24 protein-coding genes are annotated in these 23,358 nt (G+C 36.7%); 1 reads left to right on the top strand and 23 read right to left on the bottom strand.

The annotated features are described in order from the left end of the window. Nucleotide 1: 1 nt before the first annotated feature. From B4F99_RS07885 to B4F99_RS07815, 15 genes are all read right to left on the bottom strand, one after another. A complete protein-coding gene (locus B4F99_RS07885) occupies nucleotides 2-1,252 on the bottom strand; it encodes a glycosyltransferase family 4 protein (RefSeq protein ID WP_290756536.1) in 1,251 nt (416 codons plus the stop codon). Further along, nucleotides 1,224-2,570 carry an O-antigen polymerase gene (locus tag B4F99_RS07880; RefSeq protein ID WP_396209385.1) on the bottom strand — a complete coding sequence of 449 codons (1,347 nt, stop codon included), beginning with the start codon at nucleotides 2,568-2,570 and terminating at the stop codon, nucleotides 1,224-1,226. The genes B4F99_RS07885 and B4F99_RS07880 overlap by 29 nt, the downstream gene beginning before the upstream one ends. A 65-nt stretch (nucleotides 2,571-2,635) precedes the next feature. Continuing rightward, nucleotides 2,636-3,181: a putative colanic acid biosynthesis acetyltransferase gene (locus B4F99_RS07875; RefSeq protein WP_290756530.1), complete on the bottom strand. Its 546-nt coding sequence runs from the start codon at nucleotides 3,179-3,181 to the stop codon at nucleotides 2,636-2,638. Further along, nucleotides 3,182-4,255, bottom strand: coding sequence for a glycosyltransferase family 4 protein (locus B4F99_RS07870; protein WP_290756527.1), 1,074 nt, complete (start codon nucleotides 4,253-4,255; stop codon nucleotides 3,182-3,184). Continuing rightward, nucleotides 4,252-5,376: a glycosyltransferase family 4 protein gene (locus B4F99_RS07865; RefSeq protein WP_290756524.1), complete on the bottom strand. Its 1,125-nt coding sequence runs from the start codon at nucleotides 5,374-5,376 to the stop codon at nucleotides 4,252-4,254. The genes B4F99_RS07870 and B4F99_RS07865 overlap by 4 nt, the downstream gene beginning before the upstream one ends. Further along, entirely contained in the window at nucleotides 5,373-6,449 is a 1,077-nt protein-coding gene (locus B4F99_RS07860) for a glycosyltransferase (RefSeq protein ID WP_290756521.1), read from the bottom strand. The genes B4F99_RS07865 and B4F99_RS07860 overlap by 4 nt, the downstream gene beginning before the upstream one ends. A 4-nt stretch (nucleotides 6,450-6,453) precedes the next feature. Beyond that, complete coding sequence (locus B4F99_RS07855) at nucleotides 6,454-7,689, bottom strand: oligosaccharide flippase family protein (protein ID WP_290756518.1); 1,236 nt, start codon at nucleotides 7,687-7,689, stop codon at nucleotides 6,454-6,456. A gap of 14 nt (nucleotides 7,690-7,703) precedes the next feature. After that, entirely contained in the window at nucleotides 7,704-8,825 is a 1,122-nt protein-coding gene (locus tag B4F99_RS07850) for a glycosyltransferase family 4 protein (RefSeq protein WP_290756515.1), read from the bottom strand. A gap of 74 nt (nucleotides 8,826-8,899) precedes the next feature. Further along, a complete protein-coding gene (gene gmd / locus B4F99_RS07845) occupies nucleotides 8,900-9,979 on the bottom strand; it encodes a GDP-mannose 4,6-dehydratase (protein ID WP_290756512.1) in 1,080 nt (359 codons plus the stop codon). Nucleotides 9,980-9,996: 17 nt separating this feature from the next. Beyond that, a complete protein-coding gene (gene fcl / locus B4F99_RS07840) occupies nucleotides 9,997-10,941 on the bottom strand; it encodes a GDP-L-fucose synthase (RefSeq protein WP_290756509.1) in 945 nt (314 codons plus the stop codon). Between the two features lie 20 nt (nucleotides 10,942-10,961). After that, a complete protein-coding gene (locus B4F99_RS07835; protein WP_290756861.1) occupies nucleotides 10,962-11,627 on the bottom strand; it encodes a sugar transferase in 666 nt (221 codons plus the stop codon). A gap of 102 nt (nucleotides 11,628-11,729) precedes the next feature. After that, entirely contained in the window at nucleotides 11,730-12,614 is an 885-nt protein-coding gene (gene galU / locus B4F99_RS07830) for a UTP--glucose-1-phosphate uridylyltransferase GalU (protein WP_290756859.1), read from the bottom strand. Nucleotides 12,615-12,804: 190 nt separating this feature from the next. Next, nucleotides 12,805-13,569, bottom strand: a complete 765-nt coding sequence (locus B4F99_RS07825; protein WP_290756506.1) for a tyrosine-protein phosphatase — start codon at nucleotides 13,567-13,569, stop codon at nucleotides 12,805-12,807. 11 nt (nucleotides 13,570-13,580) lie between these two features. Next, nucleotides 13,581-14,276 (bottom strand): CpsD/CapB family tyrosine-protein kinase, encoded by a 696-nt coding sequence (locus B4F99_RS07820; RefSeq protein ID WP_290756503.1) that lies wholly within the window; start codon nucleotides 14,274-14,276, stop codon nucleotides 13,581-13,583. Beyond that, nucleotides 14,269-15,000, bottom strand: coding sequence for a YveK family protein (locus B4F99_RS07815; RefSeq protein WP_290756500.1), 732 nt, complete (start codon nucleotides 14,998-15,000; stop codon nucleotides 14,269-14,271). The genes B4F99_RS07820 and B4F99_RS07815 overlap by 8 nt, the downstream gene beginning before the upstream one ends. A 197-nt stretch (nucleotides 15,001-15,197) precedes the next feature. Here B4F99_RS07815 and B4F99_RS07810 point away from each other — a divergent pair, with 197 nt between their 5' ends. After that, a complete protein-coding gene (locus tag B4F99_RS07810) occupies nucleotides 15,198-16,349 on the top strand; it encodes a hypothetical protein (protein WP_290756497.1) in 1,152 nt (383 codons plus the stop codon). 39 nt (nucleotides 16,350-16,388) lie between these two features. Here B4F99_RS07810 and B4F99_RS07805 read toward each other — a convergent pair whose 3' ends face one another. From B4F99_RS07805 to B4F99_RS07770, 8 genes are all read right to left on the bottom strand, one after another. Then, nucleotides 16,389-17,315 carry an LCP family protein gene (locus B4F99_RS07805; protein ID WP_290756494.1) on the bottom strand — a complete coding sequence of 309 codons (927 nt, stop codon included), beginning with the start codon at nucleotides 17,313-17,315 and terminating at the stop codon, nucleotides 16,389-16,391. Between the two features lie 164 nt (nucleotides 17,316-17,479). Beyond that, entirely contained in the window at nucleotides 17,480-18,190 is a 711-nt protein-coding gene (locus B4F99_RS07800; RefSeq protein ID WP_290756491.1) for a hypothetical protein, read from the bottom strand. A 15-nt stretch (nucleotides 18,191-18,205) separates the two neighbouring features. Beyond that, entirely contained in the window at nucleotides 18,206-18,895 is a 690-nt protein-coding gene (locus B4F99_RS07795; RefSeq protein ID WP_290756488.1) for a hypothetical protein, read from the bottom strand. A 15-nt stretch (nucleotides 18,896-18,910) separates the two neighbouring features. After that, nucleotides 18,911-19,603, bottom strand: coding sequence for a hypothetical protein (locus B4F99_RS07790; RefSeq protein ID WP_290756485.1), 693 nt, complete (start codon nucleotides 19,601-19,603; stop codon nucleotides 18,911-18,913). After that, on the bottom strand, nucleotides 19,603-20,316 hold the full coding sequence (locus B4F99_RS07785) for a hypothetical protein (protein ID WP_290756483.1): 714 nt from the start codon (nucleotides 20,314-20,316) through the stop codon (nucleotides 19,603-19,605). The genes B4F99_RS07790 and B4F99_RS07785 overlap by 1 nt, the downstream gene beginning before the upstream one ends. 21 nt (nucleotides 20,317-20,337) lie before the next feature. Then, nucleotides 20,338-21,036 carry a hypothetical protein gene (locus B4F99_RS07780; RefSeq protein ID WP_290756480.1) on the bottom strand — a complete coding sequence of 233 codons (699 nt, stop codon included), beginning with the start codon at nucleotides 21,034-21,036 and terminating at the stop codon, nucleotides 20,338-20,340. A gap of 44 nt (nucleotides 21,037-21,080) precedes the next feature. Next, nucleotides 21,081-21,764: a hypothetical protein gene (locus B4F99_RS07775; RefSeq protein ID WP_290756477.1), complete on the bottom strand. Its 684-nt coding sequence runs from the start codon at nucleotides 21,762-21,764 to the stop codon at nucleotides 21,081-21,083. A gap of 17 nt (nucleotides 21,765-21,781) precedes the next feature. Next, on the bottom strand, nucleotides 21,782-23,341 hold the full coding sequence (locus B4F99_RS07770) for a S8 family peptidase (protein WP_290756474.1): 1,560 nt from the start codon (nucleotides 23,339-23,341) through the stop codon (nucleotides 21,782-21,784). Nucleotides 23,342-23,358 lie beyond the last annotated feature (17 nt).

Below are 23,358 nucleotides of genomic sequence, written 5' to 3'. Positions count from 1 at the left end.
ATTAGTTGTTAATAATAGTTGTTAAAGTTTCTTTATATTTATTCAGTGATAATTCTTTTCTCAAATGTTGATCAAGATATTGGCGACCACGCATTCCCATTGCATGGCGTTCTTCTTGAGTCAACTCATAGATAGATTTAATGTTTTCAGCAAATTTTTGGTATTCTTGCGGTTCCGATACCAATCCTGAGTTACTGGTTGAAATCAAGAATTCCGCTTCGCTTCCCCGTTCAAGAACTCCAAGAATAGGTTTACCAGCTGCCATGACACCGTATATTTTACTAGGAACAGAAACACCTTTTATACCTTTTTGATTTACAACAAGATGAACGTCTGCCACATTTAAAGAGTATTTAATGAAATCTTTAGGTTGATACGGTAAAAACGTGACATTTTTTAAATTTTGTTGAGAGACATAGTCTTGCATTTCTTTTTTAGATGCACCTTCTCCAATGTACAGAAAGTGAATATCTTGTATCTGTTGGAAATCTGAAGAAATTTTAATCAAATTTTCTAAGTCATAATACAACCCTAGGTTTCCGGAATACATGATGATGAATTTACCCTCTAAATTATGTTCTTTTAGAAACTCTGATACATCCGATTCATTTTTAGACAAGGGAATGATTTCGTTTTCATCTGTCCAGTTATTTATAACACTGTGAGCGAGTTGATGCCTTTTTCCGAATCGATTTTCTAACGTCTTCTTCATATCATTTCCTACCAAAATGATATGATCAGAATAACTACAATTTAACTTATCGATGTGCTTTGCAATGTTATGTATCGTTCCACCGGTATAGTTTACAGCAGCAGCCTGCTCAGGATTAAAGTCTTGAATGTTGTATACATGTTTTGTACGTTTTAAAAACTTTCCTATCGTTCCAATCAAACCACCTAAAACTGGTGGTTGTGAAATTGTATAAATCAAATCCACGTTTTTCTCTTTCAACAATGCAATATTTGCTAAAATAAAATATTGCAAAATATATTTCATTCGACTTATTTTTGAACGTTTGTTTACCTGAGGAAGTTGAACACGAACTACTTTTATTCCATTCCAAAATTCCGTTTCAATTTTCTGTTTAGATTTCTTTCCTGAATAAGTATCAGGACTATATCCAGGTTGAGCTGCGATGACAGTGACTTCGAAATCATTTTTTATATGCATGCACAATTCAGTCATCAACTGACCCGTTGATGCGTAATCAGGGTAAAAATAGTTAATTACGAATACTATTTTTTTCTTCATATGTTTTCCTTTCCACATTCAGGACTTTATTAATAATTATAGTTACGACAATAAATGGTGTGAGATATGCAACTGCATTTAATAAATCTCCTCTTAAAAAGAATATTTGATATGCAGCAAAAAAATAAGAAATCATGTAAAAACTCAAATTGGATTTAATTAACATTTTATTTTGCATGAAATATGTCAATTTCCCATAAAAGAAAAACATAATCATTACGCCTATAACGCCAAAATTAATATAAAATTCAGCCCATAATGGAGATGAGAAATTAGTAAATAAATAATTTAAATTTTCCCCCACAAAAGCTCCTGTACTAATCGGTTTTCCTTCCCATAATGATCTAGGGAACCAAAAAAAGATTACTCCAAGCAACTGTTCTCCAAATGTAAATCCTTTTAATTCTACCACTCTAAGTGCATTCATTATTTGTTGAAAAGCATCATAGTCGCCCTTCACTAGTAAAAGGTAAGCAACATTTTGTTTCGTTAGCTTGCTTTCTAAAGACACCCTAAATGTATCCATATAAGGGAATACTACAGTAAGAATGAGCGATAAGAAAAATATATAAATCCCCATGTATATTTTTTTCCATTTAAAAGATATTAAAAGTAATGTTAGAAATACTGCACCAAACCAAAATCTAGGGTTAGCGATAGGGTTGCTTATAATTATATTTATAAAAAACATTATTATGATCAAAAGTAAAAATTTATTTTTATCTGAAGGGTTGTATTTTTTATTTTTAAATTCGATTATAACGTATACTAACAATGAAAAAATGGGTGTTTTTTTTAAACTATCCATAATTAAATTCATTGATTTTAATGAATCACTTTCTCTTAAACCCTGCTCAAACCTTGTAGAAAATAGTGAGTAAAGACCACCACTAAGAAAAATCATTAGCATAGAAATACAAAAAAACAATAAAAATAATAAAAATATACTTGAGAAATTCATTTTGATTGTTTTTTTATTTTTTTTCTCTTCATTGAATTTCTTACTATTTTTTTTAAAATTTAATTTCATTCCTAGTTCATAAAAAATCAATGAACATATAATTAGTAACTGAACTCTAACTATTTCGTCTGAAGAGTAGTTAGTATTCCAAGCAAAAACTCTTAATAGTGAGTGACCTAATGAAGTTATTCCAAGCCAAACATAAACAAATAGCCAAAATGTCATCTCAATAAGTCTATTTTCACCTTTTAATGTTAAATTAGATAACTTAACTGAAGAGTATATAATAATACAAAACGATAAGAAAAAACTTAAATCAAAGTTATTCTTAATTAAATCTTCTCCCGAATAAATCATGTATGGAAATCCTATGGATAAAAACACAAAAATACAAAAAGATTGCACAGATCTAAATATCATTTCTACACCTCTGAATATCTATACTTGATAAATTTTGCGGGATTCCCGATGTTTACAGAATTTTCTTTTGTATTTTTTGTGAGATTACTTCTTGCACCAACGATCGAATTCCGCTTAACTGTTACACCCGGATGAATAAATACATCAGTAGAAATCCAAGAAAAATCTTCAACTATAATAGGAGAGGTTATTAAATCAAATGTCTTAGAACTATAATCATGGGAACCTGTACATAAATACGCTTTTTGAGAAACAACGCAATTATTACCTATAATTATTTTATCGAGACTATATAGTGTAGCTTCATCACCAACCCAAGAGTAATCTCCAATCGAGATTTTCCATGGGTAAGTAAATTTAGCGCTAGAACGTACTTTTACATTTTTTCCAATCTTAGCTCCAAATATCCTTAGTAAAAACCTTCTCCATCCGTACATATTATGAAGCGAATATTTAAATACAGTACCTTGAATGAACCACCATAGAAAAATATATAAACCGCTTTTACCTCTATCAAAGTCATCCTGATTGTATTCGTCTAAATACACTTAATTCACATCCTCAATTATTCCTATCAGTTTATCTACATATACTTGTTCTGAAAATTTTTCTTTTGTATATTTATAATTATTAATTTTGATTTGTTGAACTATATCATGATTCTCCGAGTAATATTGTATCTTTTTCACAATAGCTTCACTAATATCTGAATTATTAACATCTATTAGGTATCCATTTTCTTTTTTTAAAATGTCCGGTATACCTGCATGGTTTGTAGAGATAATTACATTCATGTTTCCCATAGCTTCTAAAATGGAAATTGGTTGACCTTCTTTGGGATATACAGTAGGTAGTACAAAAATGTCTGATTGAAGTAATATATTTCTTTTATCTTCTCCGTAAATACCATCATAATAAATAACATTACTTAATTTATTCTTTTGAATATCATCAAGAAAATTTTTTTTCTCTACTTCATCAAAAAATTTCCCGGCAAAATAAAAGTTAATTTTTTTATTTTTTAATTTTTTTGCTGCCTCTAATACGTCTAAATATCCTTTTGATTTAATAAAGTTACTAAGGTATAGCACATTTAATTCTTTCGATTTTCCATTACTTTTAAGCTGCTCGTTAAATTCTTGCTCACTAGGTAGTAGTTGATCTTGAATACAATTTTCACATATTACAATTTTACTTTTAGAGACTACATCCTCAAATAAATCACTTAAGTTTTCGCTCAAAACAATTATTTTTTCTACTTTATTCAATAAAAATTTATTAACTTTTTTCTGTAATATATTAAACTGTTGATACAATTTTTTGTAATATCCACCATGATAATGAATAATGACCTTTTTTCTTTTTATTAAACTAATTAAAAAAATAATAAGCATATCTCTTAAATTACCTAATTTAGTTTGCGAGATAGTGAAATAATACAAATCAGCATCGCTTTTTAATATGTTAATGCAATTTCTTATAATCTTTCCGTTATTAGTTAAATTAATAGTATCAACTGTGAATTTTTTCTTTACTTTATTTGATTCAATAAATGTTTTTAATGCTAACGATAAACCATGGATCGGGGGAGGAAGTTGACCAATTACCATTACTTTTTTCATAAGAGCTCCTTACTTTTTTTAACTAGATGTATTACTTTATTTAATTCCTTATTTGATTTTTGGAACGTCCAATTTTCAGCAATCATCACTGATTCCTTTGACATTTTGTCCAATATTGAATCATCAGAAAACATTTTTGTGATTTTTTTATTTAAATCTAATGAAGAATTTGGATCGAAAGAAAAACCATTTATACCTTCTTTCACAAAATCTAATGCACATCCACTAGTTTTAGATACAAGAATTGGCAAACCTGCTGCCATAGCTTCTTGAACGACTAAACCCCAAGGCTCTATTTTAGAAGGAAGTATGAACAAATCTCCCATATTATAATAATTAAAAACTTCTTCTTGTTTCGACAAAAAACCAGTAATTGTAACACTTATTCCATATTTAAAACATTTTTCCTTAATATTCTTTTCTAATTCTCCTCCGCCAACAATTAAAAGATGAATTGAATTTTTAAATTGATTTTTATTCAAAGCTTCTACAATGAGATCAACATTTTTAATTTCAACCAATCTTCCAGAATAAATAATAACTCTTTTGTCAACTTCTATATTCATTTTCTTTTTCAAATCAGCTTGCTTAATATTTTTAATAGAACTTAATTCTTTGATCAAATCAATATCGACACTTAAATATTGGTTGAAAATTCGTTCTTCAGGATATTTGAACTTTTCTCGGAAATATCTTTTACTTATTTCTCCATTCCCTAATATGTAATCACTATTCTTTACAATCAAGCTTTTTAGAATAAACTTTGCTTTTTTTTCTTTAATATTCAGTCGGTCAGTACTAATTCCATCAAAAAGAAGAATACATGATTTACCTAATAATTTAGAAAATAACGACACAAATATATACACAAATTTATAATAACCACCAATTATTATTATATCATAATCTTTTATGGTTTTATACAACCTTAAATAGTTTATAATTCCATTTTTTCTTAAATCATACTCTCTAAATTTAGCTTTTCCCGTTTCCCACTTTCTATTTTTTTTAAAATCATCAGTGTAGAATACGTCTATATTTTTTTTAGAGTCTCTTACATATTCATTTAATTGTAAGGTTCTATATGGAGCTCTTAAATTTGTAAAAAATGCAATATTCATAATTTTTCTCCTAAAAATAATTTAAAATATTCTTGATAATTTTTTTTAAATGTATTCAAATCTAACCTTTGGTAATAATATTCTTTTTCACTATCATTTTTTGTGTAATGTTCCAAATTATTCAAAGTTCTACCTAGATCGATCGGATTTTCTGAACTATAAAAAATCACATCTTTAATACCTTCGTTATTTTTCTTGAAAACAGGAGTGTCCGGTGCTATAACCTTTACTTTATTTGCGAGAGAATCTATTAGTGGACCACTCTCTCCTGAAAAAAATCTTCTATATGGCAAAACAGTATAGTCAATTTTACTAAAAATATATGATGCTGTAGTTTCATTTACATAACTTAAATGTATATTGATATCACTTTTTAAATTTTTTACACAGTTTTCAATAAAAGATTTATCGAATTTTTCTTCATTTCCAATAATGAAAAATGAAACCTTCGGGTTATCTACATACTTTAATGACTCCAAAAGAATATCTACACCTTTATCTAATCTCGTACCTCCAAAATACAAAATTTTAATCATATCTGTTTTGTCTAACTTTTCTTGTATTGTTTTGCTTAATTCATTAGATTCTTTTTCATTAGATACATAAGGAAAATAAGGATATCTTATCTCTTTTAAAAAATTATTTTTCCCATTATAAATTTGTTTTTGTTGGTCCAGAATATAACCTGAATGACACACTAAATTTAAATTATTTTTAAGCATATAACGTAACATTATTTTTTTAAATTTATTGTTCGTTGACCAATGAAGAGTACCAGAAATAGTTGTTTTTTTGTTTATTATCTTTAATCTATAAAACACAAATAAAGCTAAAATCATATTGTCTACATATAAAAAGTGAAGTACATCATTTTTTTTCAGCTTAAAAACTAACTTTGAAATTTGTTTTAGTTTTAAAAATTCATTATATATTCTATTTTTGGATTTTCTTGTTGGATTAGAATAACAATTAATCAAATCAAATTCTTGTTGAGAAGTTGCAAGACCAAAAACAGCATCATTGTATTTTTTATGATGACCATCGATAATATTATCAAAAAGATAGATTTTCAAAATATTACCCCTTTTTTAATTTTTTAGATAGTAGAAATACTATATAAAATACACTAACAAATAATGATATAAAGAACGAACTAGCAATAGTTAAAATCGATCCTTTGAAAATATAAACTAAAAAGAGAAGTGTCGCTAAAATAGCCAATTGAATGTAACAAATTTTCGTAATAATCTCTGGTACACCTATGGCTCTTGAAATCGTTACATTTATTGCCATATACACTCCAAACGTCATACTAAGCACATGAATTATGTATACAGTTCTATACTTTAAATATTGATCTCCTATAGTTAAGGTAATAATTTGACCGGAAAATATAATCAGAATTATCGCGCTCGGAATAACTAGAATAGAACATATCATATAAATTTTTTTTACATATGAACGTAGCTGTTTATTGCTTTGCCGTTTTTTTTCTGCAATATGTGGGAAAAAGTACATGTTTACAAATTGCGAGAAATCGGATAACCCAAATTGTGCTAGTTTATTTGTAGCTTGATAACCCCCAAAAGCGGAATTGCCCATTAATATAGGTATTACAAACTTGTCTAATTGATTAACTAGATATGTAACTATACTGCTTTTCCAAATCCACTTACCGTAGTTCAATTCGTCAGCAATATAATGAAATTTAAAGCTTAATCTTCTTTTCCCTTTGAAGAAATAAAAAGATGATAAGCATCGTATTAGTTCACTTACCAACATAATTACAGCTAAATAAAAAAGTGATTTAGTATAGTAAACAGTTGCAGTTGATAGCACAATATCAAAAACTGTAGCTATTAAATTCCACAAAAAAATTTTTTTGAAAATTTTATTTCTATATGCAATAAAATTTTCTGGATTTATCATAGATTTAATTATTGGAACCATTGAAATAATCAAGCAACTACTAAATATATCTAATTGATTTGAAAAATCTAAATAAAAATATGACGTTACAATTATTAATATGCATATAACTATTCCTCTTAGAATAGAAATAGTCCAAACTAAATCCAATTGTTGACTTGTCACTCTTTCTTTTTTACTTACAATTGAATAATTAAAACCGAATTCCGTGACTGATTCAGCAAATGCAATTATTAAAAGAATAAGTGCAAACTCCCCCATTGCCTGTGGTCCAAAAAATCTTGCGATCACTAAAAACTTTAAAGCTACTAAAATTCGTAAGATACCTTGATTAGAGATAACCCATATTATATGACCCTGGTCAATTTTTTTTAGGTTAAGCATTGTTAACATCCTTTTTACTTACTGTATAATTCTATATATTTTTTCGCGTTTTCTTGAATAGTGTACGATCTTTTTACTTTTTCTTTTGCAATATTTCTCATTTCTTTTGTATCAAATGATTTTTCAATGTAGATTTTTTCTATTAGAATTTTCCAATCATCCACTTTTTTATTGTCTTCAAGAAAAATTTCGTCATTACTAAATGTTTGTTTATTGGCACTTATATTGCTTGCGATAGTTAATAGATTATTTGAACAAGCTTCAATGAGTGCGATAGGGTGCGCTTCGTCTAAAGACGGAAATAAAAACAAATCTGCACTTTGCATAAATAAAGTCACTTCGCTTGAAGATCCGTACAAGATAACCATGTCTTGTAAACCGTATTCTTTTATCTTTCGCTCATACTCATTCCATAACAAATCTGATTCTTTATATCCAATAATATAAAGTTTAAATTTTAAATTAAAAATACTACTTTGTTTTAATTCTTTCATCAATTCAATTAACATACCTTGATTTTTTTGCGGCGTAATTCTTCCCACATTGATAAATAACAATTCATCTTCATTAATGTTATTTCTCGATCTAAATTCTTGTATAGTCTTAAAGCTTTGGTTCTCAGAAATATGTATACCATTAGGAATAACATGTACTTTATTTTTTTTAGAAATATATTTTTTATAATGTTTCACAGGCACATTAGAAACAGCGATTCTTTCGTCTGTATAAAAATCTAAAAACCTCTCCATCCACTGAAGTTTACGGTTATTCCAATCATTACTTGCACTATGATAAGTAACAATTTTTTGTACTTTTTTACCTATACTAGCTAGTCTCGCATACATGTTTGGGAAATAAGAATGTGAATGTATAATTTGAATTTCGTTATATATCATATATTTTGATAACTCTTTAATTCTGTTGAAATGACTTGTTTCATTAATGATATGATATTTAACATTGTATTTTTCTAGATATTTTATATAATCATGCTCTTCTTTTTTATTTTCATTATTTAACATTGAGACAATATGTAGATTGTAGTTCTCACTCATTGCTGGAGTGAGGCTTTTAACCAATGCTTCTGCTCCTGAAGGATAAAATTTTTGAACCACCATCATTAGATTTTTTTTCATGGCTTCTCCCTTGCATAAAAAATAAAAGTTAAGAGTCAAAATCCTTAACTTTTATTTTTTGATAAGATAATTTTTTAATCAAACATTCTAACCTTTTCTGCTTCTTTTGAAACCTTATCTAAATCATGCTTAACCATAATTTCTACAAGTTTTTCAAACGATGTCTTAGTAGGATTCCATCCTAAAATACTCTTCGCTTTTTCTGGTGTACCTAATAGTTGCTCTACTTCTGCCGGACGGAAGAATTTCGGATCTACAGATACGATTAATTCATTTGTCGCTTTGTTATATCCTTTTTCATCTACACCTGTTCCAGTCCACTCTACATCAATACCTGCATGTTTGAATGCCAGTTCAACAAACTCGCGAACCGTATGCATTTCACCAGTCGCAATAACGAAGTCTTCTGGTTTATCATGTTGCAACATTAACCACATGCATTCAACATAGTCTTTTGCATATCCCCAGTCGCGAAGCGAATCAAGATTACCTAGTTTTAATTCTTTTTGTTTTCCTTGTGCGATACGTGCTGCTGCAAGCGAGATTTTACGAGTAACGAATGTTTCACCCCGACGTTCTGATTCATGGTTGAAGAGAATCCCGTTTACAGCAAACATGTTATACGATTCACGATAGTTTTTCGTGATCCAGAAACCATACATCTTAGCGACACCATATGGTGAACGTGGGTAAAATGGTGTCGTTTCTGATTGAGGTACTTCTTGAACTTTCCCGTAGAGCTCTGAAGTTGATGCTTGATAAATACGTGTTGTTTCAGTAAGACCAAGGATTTTAACAGCTTCTAAAATTCGTAATGTTCCGACTGCATCGACGTCAGCCGTGTATTCTGGTACGTCAAATGATACACGAACGTGCGATTGTGCTGCCAAATTGTAGATTTCATCAGGTTTGATTTCGCTAATCAATCGAATAACGTTTGATGTATCTGTAATATCTCCATAATGAAGGTGAAAGTTTTCATTGTTGTACATTGATTCCGCTTCATTCTCATTCATGACGTCTTCTAATCGCTCTTGGTTATAAGAAGAACTACGACGAATGACACCATGCACTTCATAATCCATTCCAAGTAAAAATTCTGCTAAATACGATCCGTCTTGACCTGTAACACCTGTAATTAATGCTTTTTTCATGTTTTTCGCTCCTCGAATTAAACTTTTTCTAGTTTGTCTGTGTTATTTAAGAACCAATCATACGCTTTACGAATTCCATCTTCTAACTCCACCTTCGCTGTCCAGCCCAGTTGATTGATTTTCGTCGTATCAACTAATTTACGTGGTGTACCATCTGGCTTTGTCGTATCAAATTTCAATTCACCTTCGAAGCCAACCACCCGTTGCACCGTTTCAGCAAGTTCTTTAATTGATACGTCTTCGCCTACTCCAATGTTGATGATTTCATCTTCATTGTAATGATTCATTAAGTATACGCAGGCATCTGCTAAATCATCTGAATAGAGGAACTCACGCTTCGGTGTACCTGTTCCCCATACTTCAACTGACGATTGGTTCGACAATTTCGCTTCATGGAACTTCCGAATCAAAGCTGGCATGACGTGAGAAGATTGAAGATCGAAATTATCATTTTCACCGTACAGGTTTGTCGGCATCGCTGAAATATAATTTGTTCCATACTGTTTATTATAGGATTGACACATTTTGATTCCAGCAATCTTCGCTAATGCGTAAGCATCATTTGTCGGTTCAAGTGGACCAGTTAATAAATACTCTTCTTTTAGCGGTTGCGGTGCTAATTTAGGATAGATACAAGTACTACCAAGGAATAATAATTTTTCAACCTGATTTCGATACGAAGCGTCAATCACATTCGTTTGAATCATCAAATTGTCACGGATGAAGTCGGCAGGAAATTCATTGTTAGCAACAATTCCCCCTACTTTAGCAGCTGCAACGAAGACAAATTCAGGTTTTTCTTCTTTAAAGAAACGATCTACTTGTTCTTTATCGCGTAAATCAAGCTCTTTACTAGTCCGTACGACTAAGTTCATATAACCATCCTTCATTAATTTCCGATGAATAGCAGAACCAACTAAACCACGATGTCCTGCAATGTAAATTTTCGCATCTTTATTCATAAGTATGTCGTCCTTTACGTTTAATAGGCGTCTTTTGAACCAACCATCACGCCGACTGTTTTAATGATGATTTTTAAATCCATCATGAATGTGCGTGACTTAATATATAAAATGTCCAAGTCTACCATCTCTTTAAACCCAATGTTACTTCTACCACTCACTTGCCACAATCCAGTACATCCTGGAGTCACGCTTAATCGCTGTAAATCATATGAAGTATACTCAGCGACTTCTCTAGGCAAAGGTGGTCTTGGACCTACTAAAGACATATCACCTAACAATACATTCCACAGTTGAGGAAGTTCATCTAGACTTGTTTTCCGTATAAAACGACCCACTTTCGTTACGCGTGGATCGTTCGACATTTTAAACATTGCTCCTGCAATCTCATTATGCTGTAACAGATTATTTAATCGTTCTTCCGCATCAGATACCATCGATCGAAATTTATACATCCGAAATCTCTTTCCATTCAACCCTACTCGATCTTGTGCAAAGAAAATCGAGGCTTTACGATCTTCCATTTTTATGATGATTGCAAGAATGATGAGTAACGGTGACAAAACGAGTATTCCTAAAAAAGAGCAAATAATATCAAACGTACGTTTCAATACTAAGTAGTATTTAGATTCGTCAAGTGCGACAGGTGTGACGACAAACGTATCTGGAACTTCACTGTATTGAATATTTTCAACATTTGCGATGCCAGAGTCTGGATTTTCAAGCGTCGTAATAGCAGTTTCTTCTTTAATCAAGGACGAATCATTCACACCTATCCCTCCAAATGATTATTCAGCTACTGAAAGCTTCTCTTGTAATAGTTCGTACATCATTTCCCGAACTTCCTCACCTAAATCTTCACGATTCAATGCAAACTCAAGTGTCGTACGAATAAATCCTAATTTCTCTCCAACATCATAGCGTTTTCCATCGAATTCATAAGCAAAGACTCGCTGCATTTCATTTAAACGTGTAATTGCATCAGTCAATTGAATCTCACCACCAGAACCCACATCTTGCGTTTCTAGATATTTAAAGATTTCTGGCGTTAGTAGATAACGTCCTAAAATCGCTAAATTCGATGGAGCAGTTCCAGGTGCTGGCTTTTCGACGAAAGATTTTACTTTATGTAACTGCGCTGAGACGCTTGTACTTGGATCGACGATGCCATAACGATTCGTATCTTTGTCTGGTACTGGCTGAACACCAATAATCGAACTATTCGTGATTTCATACTGCTCAATCAATTGTCGTGTACAAGGTACTTCTGCCTGAACGATGTCGTCCCCAAGCATAACGACGAACGGCTCGTTGCCAACAAACGCTTTTGCCTGAAGAATCGCATCCCCAAGACCTTTTGGTTTTGATTGACGGATGAAATGAATATTAATTTTTGTCGTTTCTTCGACTAAATACAGCAATTCGGATTTATTTTTTGAAATCAAGTTCGCCTCAAGCTCTGGTACGGAATCAAAATGATCTTCAATGGATCGTTTCCCTTTACCTGTGATAATCAGAATATCTTCAATTCCTGACTCAATTGCTTCTTCAATGATATATTGAATCGTTGGTTTATCCACAATCGGTAACATTTCTTTTGGCATCGCTTTAGTGGCTGGTAAAAATCGAGTTCCAAGACCAGCAGCTGGAATTACTGCCTTTTTCACTTTAATCACGTAATCATCTCCTATATATGAATTCACTTTTCCAAATTATATTTATCATTCCATTCTTTATGTAAAATACAATAACATAGGATACACGTTATTTTCCATAAAGTTTTCCATAATTTCATAATGTAAGCGTTAACATAGAAAAAGAGAGTGCCATTTCACTCTCTTTCCCTTACCTTGACAAAAAATGTTACACCCATTGCCCTTTCCAATTCTTCTCGATAGGACTCGGTGGATTGATTGTCACGAGTTGATTCAAGAGAACCGCTTCATTATTTTCATAAATTTCATCAATCAACCAATCTTCGAACTTTTTCTCAAGCATTCGTTCACATTGCTTCCAGTAGAGTGGCCGTTTTTCTATGTGATGCGCATCACTCGCAATAAGATGGGCTAATCCATTCTCAAGCAAGGCAATCGCAAATCGTTGTACATCTTTCCCGTATTTGCCAATCAAACTGGCGCACGTCACCTGACTAATCGCACCATTTGAAATCAATTCAAATAGTAATGATGGATTTTGAATAATCGCCTTATTTTTTTCTGGATGAGCTACGATTGGAACGTAGCCATCGGAAATCAATTCCGCAAAGACTTGGCGTGCATAAGATGGAATACCACTTGAAGGAAACTCAATCAAGATGTAGCGTGACTCATTAAGTGTCAGCGCTTGTCCCGCTTCTAACACTTCCATCAACTCGCCAATCAAGCGAATCTCATGACCTGGATAAACGATTAATGGAATATCACGTTGCTTTAACAAGACATTAAATTCATTAACCGTTAACTGCACATCGATATCTTCTGTCTCGAATTGTGGATGATAGAGATGTGGTGTCGCAATGATCCGCGACACTCCCTCTGCGACGGCTTGTTCGGCTAACTGTAAGGCGTGCTCGACACTAGCCGGACCGTCATCGACGAGCGGCAAGATATGACAATGGATATCAACCATATAAATGTCCCTCACTCATAGGAATAGTAGTATTGATATGCTGAATCATCCGTTAATTCACGGCGATTCAAGACGACACCGAGAATTTTAGCTTCGGCCAGTTCAAGCTGTTCTTTTGCTTTTAAAACGCGTTGACGATCAGATGTCGTACAACCCACGACAAGAACGACACCATCTGTTAGTTTCGAAGTAATCCGACTATCGGCTACTTGTAATAATGGTGGTGCGTCAAAGATAATGACATCAAACTCTTCGCGTAATTGTGAAACGAGATGCTCCATCGCACGTGACGACAAGAGCTCCGCTGGGTTGGGTGGAATCGGACCAGCTGTCAAAATCGATAAATTATCGACTTTCGTTGGTAAGATTGCCTTCTCTTTTTCCGCTTGGCGAGTTAAAAGACTTGAAAGTCCAAGACCATTTGCAACACGGAACGTATAATGAACCGTCGGACGGCGCATATCCGTATCGATGATCAAGACTTTTTTACCTTGTTGCGCGTAAGCCACAGCTAAGTTCGACGATGTTGTTGATTTTCCTTCACCTTGTGTTGCTGACGTGACAAGAATCGCTTGAATTTCACGATCGACAGCCATGAATTCAATGTTCGTTCGAATCGTTCGGTATTGTTCAGCAACAGGTGACTTTGGTTGTGTGACTGTAATAAGTTTTCGTGCGTCTTTATTCATCTTGCTCTTCTTAGCCATGTTGTTGGACCGCCTCTCGTTTTGTTGCTTTTGACGATGACTTAAATACTTTGCTATCAATATCCGGAATACTACCGAGGACTGGGAGATCAAGAATCTGTTGTACTTGATCCTCTGTCCGGATACGGCGATCGAGTACTTCACGTAAGAAAGCAAGACCAACCCCGAGTAAGAAACCAACCACTGCAGCAATCGCTGTATTTAAGATAATATTTGGACTAACGGGTGATGTTGGAATACCTGAAACCGATAATACTTTGACGTTATCGACATTCATCAACTTCGGAATATCTTCACTAAAGACATTCGCAACAGAGTTCGCGATGTCTGAAGCGAGTGCTGCATCTTTACTTTGAACAGACACGTTAATGACCTGAGAGTTCTGTTCACTTTCGACTGTAATCATATTGTTAAGTGCAGATACACTTGACGGAGCATTTGATACTTCTTTTTGAACCTTTTCTAAGATGGCTGGACTTTTAATGATGACACGATATGTATTAACGAGCGTCACCGATGACTGGACCTGTTGCGCATCAATGATGTTGTTCTCTTGTTTTTTCGGTGTAACGAGGATTTGCGTTCCTGCTTGATAGGTCGGCTTAATTAAAAAACTACTGACAGCAAACGAAATCAAGGCTGCTACAATCGTTAGCGCTAGAATCCGCCAAAACGATTTACGTAAAATTGAAAATAATTCCTGCAAGCTAATCGTTTCATTCATGGTTTAATTATTCTCCTTTATTTGTCTAATTCAACGTTTTCTAACACAACTAAAAGTTAGTATAACAAATTTTTGGGAAATGGTTGATGTTTTTTTTAGGAAATGTCATACGTTTTTTGAAAAACATTGCGTATAATAAAATATGAATTGTTCCAATTTTACATTCATTCCTGCAATCAGACATAGGAGGATTTTTTATGCACCGCTCGCTTCAAGCCTTACAATTTTATACCTCTCACTCTGCTGAGGATATTTCTCGGCTACATGAACGGATTCGTTCAAGTCTCGCTTCGACGGAATCCCTGACCGATACGATGATCCGTATCACGGGGCAACCGCCACTCATTCCGTATGAAGAAGATAAGGTAACTGCGGCGGAATGGGAAGCATTTCTTAGTGGAAAGCATCATCCCGTAATTGCTGATTTTTATGGCACACTTGTTGCCCGTCCGCTACTTGACGAAGATGGGCCGCTTCCAGATGAAGAGGAAGAAGCTCTTCCGACACTTTCACGAAGTCATCGGGAACCCGAATCAAAACGTCGTAAAAAAGAGAAGGATATTCCACATGCTGGTGCTAAAAAACCAGTTCCCTGGGGTTGGATTGCCCTGTTGATTCTTTGTTTCTTACTTGGAGCTGGTGGAACATATGTTTACTCGACATACTTTGCTCACTCGGCAGATACGACACCAAAAGCAACGGTGGAAAAACCAGTTACCGTCGAGAAAACAAAGGAAAAGAAACCAAAAGCAACGAACGAGACGGCGGTTATTGACGATGTCTTATATGTAAAGACCCGCTCAAGTAACATCTATCAAGAAGAATCAATGACGACATTACTCTACGAAGCTGACTTTGGTGACGGATACCGGATTGTTGAGAAGAAAGACGGTATCACAGAAGTGGAACTATCCGATGACTTAACAGGATTTATCAAAACATCTGATACAACCAAACGTTTGAAAGGTGATCCACTTGCTGACGAAACACTCCTAACTTGGGTGAACGATCAACTCGATACAAGCTTCGTCACAGGTACACTCATTGACCTTATCGGTAAAACAAGTGCAGAGTTGAATAGTCTTTATGGATCAGCTGATCGGACATTCGAAGATGAATTACACGATTATGTATTTTATGGTGATCATTTCTTTGTTTTAAATGATGACCGCGTTGTCGCAATCGACTGGACAAATACGGATATCACGAACGCGCAACTCGCTTCGCTTGCCCCGCTCCAACTGGAAACAGAAACAACCGGACTTATCACAAGTAACTCATATCGACTGCAACGCTTTGAAAAAGAAGGTACGGTTAGCCGCATTCGCCTAGCTGAACAATCGTTTTAAACGAAAAGCACCAAATCCTCGTGGATTCGGTGCTTTTTATCATTCCATATCAAGTGAATAGCGTAATGCTGTTTGTGTTTCATTCAGTGAGTCATCTGTCGGATGCCAGTAATAGATTCCGTCGCCTTCTTTTCCACCCGTTCCTTCAAGCTTGAGGTTCTTCTGGTTCCGGAAAGCATCCATGTAATCGAATGCAAGTGTTCGCATCGGTTTAAACGAAACATTCGTTTGTGCATTTTTTCCGACGACTTCCATAACCGAATTAAACTTGTCAATAGATACATCTGAAGATAGCTTAGCTACTACCTGCTCAATGACTTGACGTTGACGCATTTGTCTACCAAAGTCACCACGTGGATCTTCATAACGCATGCGTGTATATTTTAGAGCATCCGTTCCTGTCAAATTTATTTTTCCAGTAGAAAAATGCGTACCAGCACTTGTAAAGTCTAAATCATTGTAAACCGTCACACCACCGACTGCATCAACTAGAGACGTGAATCCTTCCATGTTGATTTCTGCATAGTAGTTAATCGGAATATTGAGGAACTTTTCGACCGTCTTGATGGCCATTTCCGGTCCACCAAATGAATAAGCATGGTTGATTTTATCGTTCGTTCCATGACCGACGATATCAACCTTTGTATCTCGAGGAATACTGATCAACCGACTTTCGTTTCGTGTCGGGTTCAGTGTCATGACCATAATCGAGTCACTACGCCCCCGCTCGCCTGGCCGTTGGTCGACACCGAGTAATAGTACCGAGACCGGCTTTTGATCTTCAACGACCTTGTCTCCCGTGTTCTTAACCGGCGACTGAATTTTTTTGACCGTCTGGTCGACTTGATAATATGTATAGCCGATGAATCCGCCGACACCGACGACGAGGACAAGTGCGATCAATAGCATGATTTTCAGTGGCGTCCAGCGTTTTTTCACCTTACGTTTTTTCTTTACTCGTTCCAACTGCGTCCATTCCCTTCTGTGTTTTGCTTCTCGTTAATATTGGTTGTGTATGACAAGACTTACAGCCTGAGTATAACGAAATTTGAGATCGATTTGTCAAAAACGGGAAAAGATGAAAAAAAGAGCCTACTATAAAGTAGACTCTTTACCTCTGAAAAGACTTATTAGAGTGGTGAATTAGCAGAAATCTTCTCAAAATCGAATACTTCAAAAACTTTTTTCTTCGTATTGTATTTGAGATTAACAACCATCCGTTTTTTAGGATCCGTTGTTTGGAAGACGTAGGCTTTTATCGATGCTGGACCCGCTATGCCGTCTTTGATTTCTTTCTTCGTAGCAATACTTGTGAAATCGAATGTCATCAAAGTCATCCAGTCTCCGAGACCCTTTCCTGTCAGAACAGCATCTAACTGTTTTTCCGTCATGCCTTCTTTTAGTTTCGCGCCTTTTACAAGTTGCATTTTACTTTCACGCGCCTCAAGCTTTGTATCTGCCGTGATATTGATGATCTTCATCGCCAAGCGATAAACCGAATCCTTCTTTTTTTTCACAAACGTCAAATCCGTTGTCACTGGCGGCACTTTTGCTTTTGTATCGAAGAATTGATAGTTAGCAATTTTATGGCCTTCTTCATTTGAAGTTAAAGCCGCTTTTTTCTTCAGCATCGTTGAGCCATTTTTTTTGATGAGTTGTGTTTTATAACTTTTTCCATACAAGACCTTCGCTGCTTGCTCCATCGTCATACCCGCTTTGAGTGCTGTATATTGATTCGTTGCTGTCGTCTCTACTTTTGTTGCTGCAGATGCCGTTCCACTAAAAAGTGTTGATCCTGCGATGACTGCTACTACAGCCAGTTTCGTAAATGTTGTTTTCATCTTCCTATCCCCTTTTTAGAATGTCTCGTGATTTTCAATAACGTAGGTTTTCTTTTTCGTGTCATAGCTCATCTCAACGTAAACGCGTGATTTCGTCGATTTTTGGAAGACATAAAGCTTTCCTTTATGAGTCTCGATCTTATACTCTTTGATTTCCTTTGTACTGAAGACGCTCCGCGCATCTCCCTCACTTAGTCCAGCCCATTCACCAAGACCTGAACCCGACAGCACAGCATCGAGTTGTTTCTCCGTCATGCCCGTCTTGATTTTAGCGCCTGCATTTAACTTCCGTGTACTCTCGCGATACTCGGAATATGTATTCCGTCCCATTTCGACCTGTTTTGAAATAAGACGATATACGGAATCATTCTTTTTCGTCATGAAACCGAGTGACATTAACGTCGGAGGAATTTTTGCCTTCCGATCGTAGATTTCGTAATAGATTTCCTTACGTTTATCTTCAACGTCTTTTAACTCTTCTTTTGTCTTCAATACTTGTGAACCATTTTTCGTCGTTAATTGCTTTTTGTAATCTTTACCGTATAAGACTTTCGCGACTTGCTCCATCGTCATACCCACCTTGAGTGCTGTGTATTGATTCGTTGCTGCTGTTTCGACTTTCGTCGCAGCAGATGCCGTTTCACTAAAGAGTGTTGATCCCGCGATGATTGTCGCCAGCGTTATTTTCATGAATGTTGTATTCATATTCCAAGCTCCTTTTTAATACCGATCGTGACTTTCGACACGATACGTTTTCTTTTTGGCGTCATAGATGAAAAAGACATACTGCCACTGATTCGTTGCTGTCGGAAAAACGTATGATTTCGTATGAATGATCGTCGCTTTTCCTGCTTTAATTTCTTTTTTTCGAAGAACGGATGTCGTATCGGCTAGACCGAGTGTTCCGAATGCTCCGAGTCCTTTCCCCGTCAGTAGTCGATCGACTTGTTGTTCCGTCATCCCGTTCTTGATTTTCGCACCTTTGATTAGTTTACGATCACTCGTCCGGAAGCCCGCTGCCGTGTCACGCTTGAACTCCATTTGTTTCATCGTCAGCCGGTACTTCGTTCCACCCGTCTCCGTCATGAACATCAGAACACCGATTGCTGACGGGAATTCAACTTTTCGATTCACGAGATCGTAGAGAAGGACGTTTCGATCCCATTCCTCCATCTCGATTTCTGTGTTCAATCGTAAGACTTGTGAACCTTTTTTCATCTTCAGTTGTTTTTTGTATGTCTTGCCGTAGAGGGCTTTTGCGACTTGCTCCACTGTCATCCCCGGTTTTAACGCACGATATTGTTTGGTTGCGATTGTCTCAGCCTTCGTTGCTGCATCCGCTGTTACTGGATTAAGGCAAACTGTTGCTAGAACTACTATGGGAAGGAATCGACTTATAATCCAATTATGCATCAGAACCCACCATCTTCAGTCGCACCAGAAACCGTCATGATATCTGTGACGACATAACCTTTACCCATATCATGCATCCTGACGCGCTTCTGCTTATTCTTTTTGTCCGTCTGGAAGATGTAAATCTTCACTTTTGCCTTTCCGAATCCAATGTTTTTCAACTCTCGTTTCGTAAAGACCGAGCTATAATCCGTCACAGCCCACGTCATCCAATCGCCGAGCCCTTTTCCTGTCAAGACAGCATCTACTTGTTCCGTAGTCATTTCGAATCGAATCCGTTTCCCTGTCATGAGTTGTTTCGTACTTTGCCTTACTGTCTTATCTCGTTTCATATCAACGCCTTTGAATACAAGACGATAGAGCTTGTCCTTCGGCTTTTTCATGAACATGATTTGCATGACATGCATCGGCTCTTGTTTCGTTTGATCATAGAAGAAATACTGAAGGCTATCGACAGATTCTTCTGAAATGACTTTCTTTACATCATGCTTGAGAACAGTCGATCCATTTTTCTTCGTTAAGTATTTTTGATACGACTTGCCATACTTCTGCTTCGCAAACTCTGTCACCGTCATCCCGAACTGATAGTTGTTCAGGGAATCGGTGAATTTTTGTTCGTTCTTCGTTGCCGCTGAGACGGTACCACTACCAAGCAATACGATTGCCATCAGACAGACGAAACTCGACTTCATCCACTTTCGCATCCATTCCACTCGCTTTCCATTCCTGTTGCTTTAGTTTTTCGTCAGAATCGTCCGAATGTCACTGACTTTATAGGTTTTCGCTTGTTCGTTATACGTCAACTCGACATGTTTCCACTTGTTCGTCGTCGATTTAAAGACGTATTCCTTGATCCGAGACACTTCAGCAAATCCTCGTTTTTGTTCATCTAGCGTATAAGCAGACGCTGTATCCATATGACCGAGCATCGTCCAGTTGCCAAGACCCTTGCCCGTCAATTTTGCATCGAGCTCTTTTTCCGTCATCCCGTTCTGGAGTACGGCACCTTTGACGAGCGTCCGTGTACTTTCACGATATCCTGTCTTCGTCTTCCGTTCGATGAACAAGGCTTTCGTCACCAATCGGTACTTCGTACTCTTCTGTTTCGTCATGAACTGTAAGACAAGTTCGGTCGGGGGATCTTGTTTTGTCGAATCAGAGATGACATGGATTAATTGCTTATGTCCTTCGTCGCTTCCTTCAAAGTTGATTGGAAGCTTCAAGACAGTCGATCCGTTTCTTTTCTTCAGGTATTGCTGATACGACTTGCCATACAGGACTTGCGCGACTTGTTGCATCGTCATTCCATTTTTCAAGTCTGTGTACTGAGTCGTCGCAAGCGTTTCTGCTCTTGTCGCTGCGGATACCGTTCCTGGAACAAACAGACTAAGCAATAATACTAAACAGAGTGCCCACATGGTGATACGCTTCATACCTGCTTCCTTCTCTCCTTGATGACTCTATGCATCATCATTATTCATTTTTCGTACTTCAATGAAATCCCGATTTCTGTGTCAACCTCATATCGCTTTTTCTTCGTGTTATAGGACAAGGTGACGACTTCAATTTTTTTCGAATGTGGTCGGTGGAATTGATAGATTTTGTAGCGTCCATTCTTCATTGGACTTTTTTTGATGACGGACGAAACATTCCAACTCCAATACATCGACACCTGTCCGAGCTTTTTACCTAACACCAGTTGGTCGAGTTGTTTCTCTGTCATTCCGTGGCGGACTGCCGACGGTTTCACGAGTGTCCGGCTATTTTCATACAAGCCATTTTCCGTATCGGCTTGGTAATACAGAGCCTTTTGTGTCAGGTAATATGTCTTCTGATGCTGTTTCGTACTAAATTCAAGAAGTGTTGTTGTTGGAAGGTTTTTAGAGGGACGATCCAGTACATATCCGAGGGACCGATAACCTTGTTCGTTACCGGTCGTGCCCGGTTTTTTCGTAAAGACGACTCTCCCATCTTTTTTCTTGATGTATTTCCGGTACTCTTTTCCGTACATCGTCTTCGCGACTTCCGTCAGCGTTATGCCGAATTTGAGTGTTTTGTACTCTTGCTTGATCTGCAATGCTTCTTTTGATGCTGCCTGTCCTTCAAGTGTTCCGCTCACACAGAGAACACCAATCAGGAGAACACATAAAATTCGTTTCATCGTTCGACCTACTTTCCTTATTTCACGAGCTGAACGGCACGATCAGCATTCAAGCGACCGTATCCGTACGTCGTGTCACGGCCTTTTTTGCCGAGGTCCTTCGCTGACTTACGAAGAATCGATTCGACGTCCGTCACTTTGATGCTTGGCTTCAAGCTATAGAGGACACTCGCGACGCCTGCGACATGCGGTGTCGCCATCGATGTGCCGCTCCAGAAGATGGATTCGCCGTCTTGTAAGTAGCTCGCGATGTCTTGCCCTGGTGCGACAAGATCCAGTCCTTCTCCGTAGTTCGAGAACGATGCTCGTTTATCGAATCGATTCGTCGCCCCGACTGAGAAAACAAATTTCGAGCGTGCCGGATAGGACAGTTTTGGTGCACCTTCATTGCCAGTTGCTGCTGCGACGAAGATTCCTTTCTTACGCGCTTCCGCCAAAGCATCTTCAATCGCGAGGGAGACACCGCCACCGCCAAGACTTAAGTTGATGACTTTCGCCTTTTGTTTTACGGCAAACAGAATGCCTTTCGCGATATTCGAGTTCGAAGCGTAGTTATTGCGTGAGATGACTTTAATCGGAATGATGCTCGCCCGATCATTGATTCCCGTCATCCCGTAACCATTGTTCGATGCTGCGGCAATGATACCGGCGACGTGTGTACCGTGTCCATGATCGTCATAAGCAAGCTGGCGCTTATGAACGAAATCGTATCCGAGATCCATCCGGACGCGTCCAGCGAAATCCGCATAGGTTGGATTGATGCCCGTATCGACGACCGCCACACGGACAGTCGAACGTGACTTATTCGCAATCCGCTTGACCATCGCTTGATAACCGATGTCCGCTCCCTTGACACCACCGCGTTGTCCGGTATTTTTTAACGCCCACTGGACGGACTGGAAAGGGTCCGTACTGAGCAACTTCATCGATTGATCGAGTTCGACGTACCGGACACCCTTCGTTTGTTCGAGTTGTCGTTTCGCAGCTACGGCTTGAATGAAGCTGTTGTAAGAGAACTTCTCGAGCCGTAACGTGTTATCGATCGTTTCGTGATGACTCGCGCGCGACGTCTGTGATAACGTACTCGCTTTCGTCGCCCCGTTTAGACGGACGACGAGACTCGTCGCTTGTCCGGTTGCCGTTGATTTGGTTGCGTATTCCCGGATCGGTTCGAGCCGTTCGAGTTTATAGGGAATCGTGAATGCTTTGTTCTTCGCTCCCGTCACTTCGATGTATTGTCGCCCACTCCACGTCAGTGGGAAAAAGAGTGTCTTTTTACTATTCGCATACCGCGCATACGGATCTTTTTGTTTATACTCTGTCTGTGACGTATAGACGGTCGCTTTCTTTGAAGCATCGAAGGCGAACTTCAAGTGTGTTCCGCCGGCAAGATAGGTTTTCGTATCGAAATAGAACAACGCTTTCCCACTTGCATCGAACTTCCCTTTGATATAGCCTTTTTTCGATTTCGCTTCGATGGCTGGTACTTTTTTAGCCGTTGTCGCTGCTTCTGTCGTATCCAACGTATATGTACTAAGCGCACTCACGAGGAGAGCGCTGACGATGATCTTTTTCATATGATTTCACTCCTTCA

The organism is Exiguobacterium sp. UBA3491, assembly GCF_002377745.1.
GTDB lineage: Bacteria > Bacillota > Bacilli > Exiguobacteriales > Exiguobacteriaceae > Exiguobacterium_A.
The sequence above is the reverse complement of the archived record's forward strand: the minus strand, read 5'-3'. Positions and strand labels throughout refer to the sequence as shown.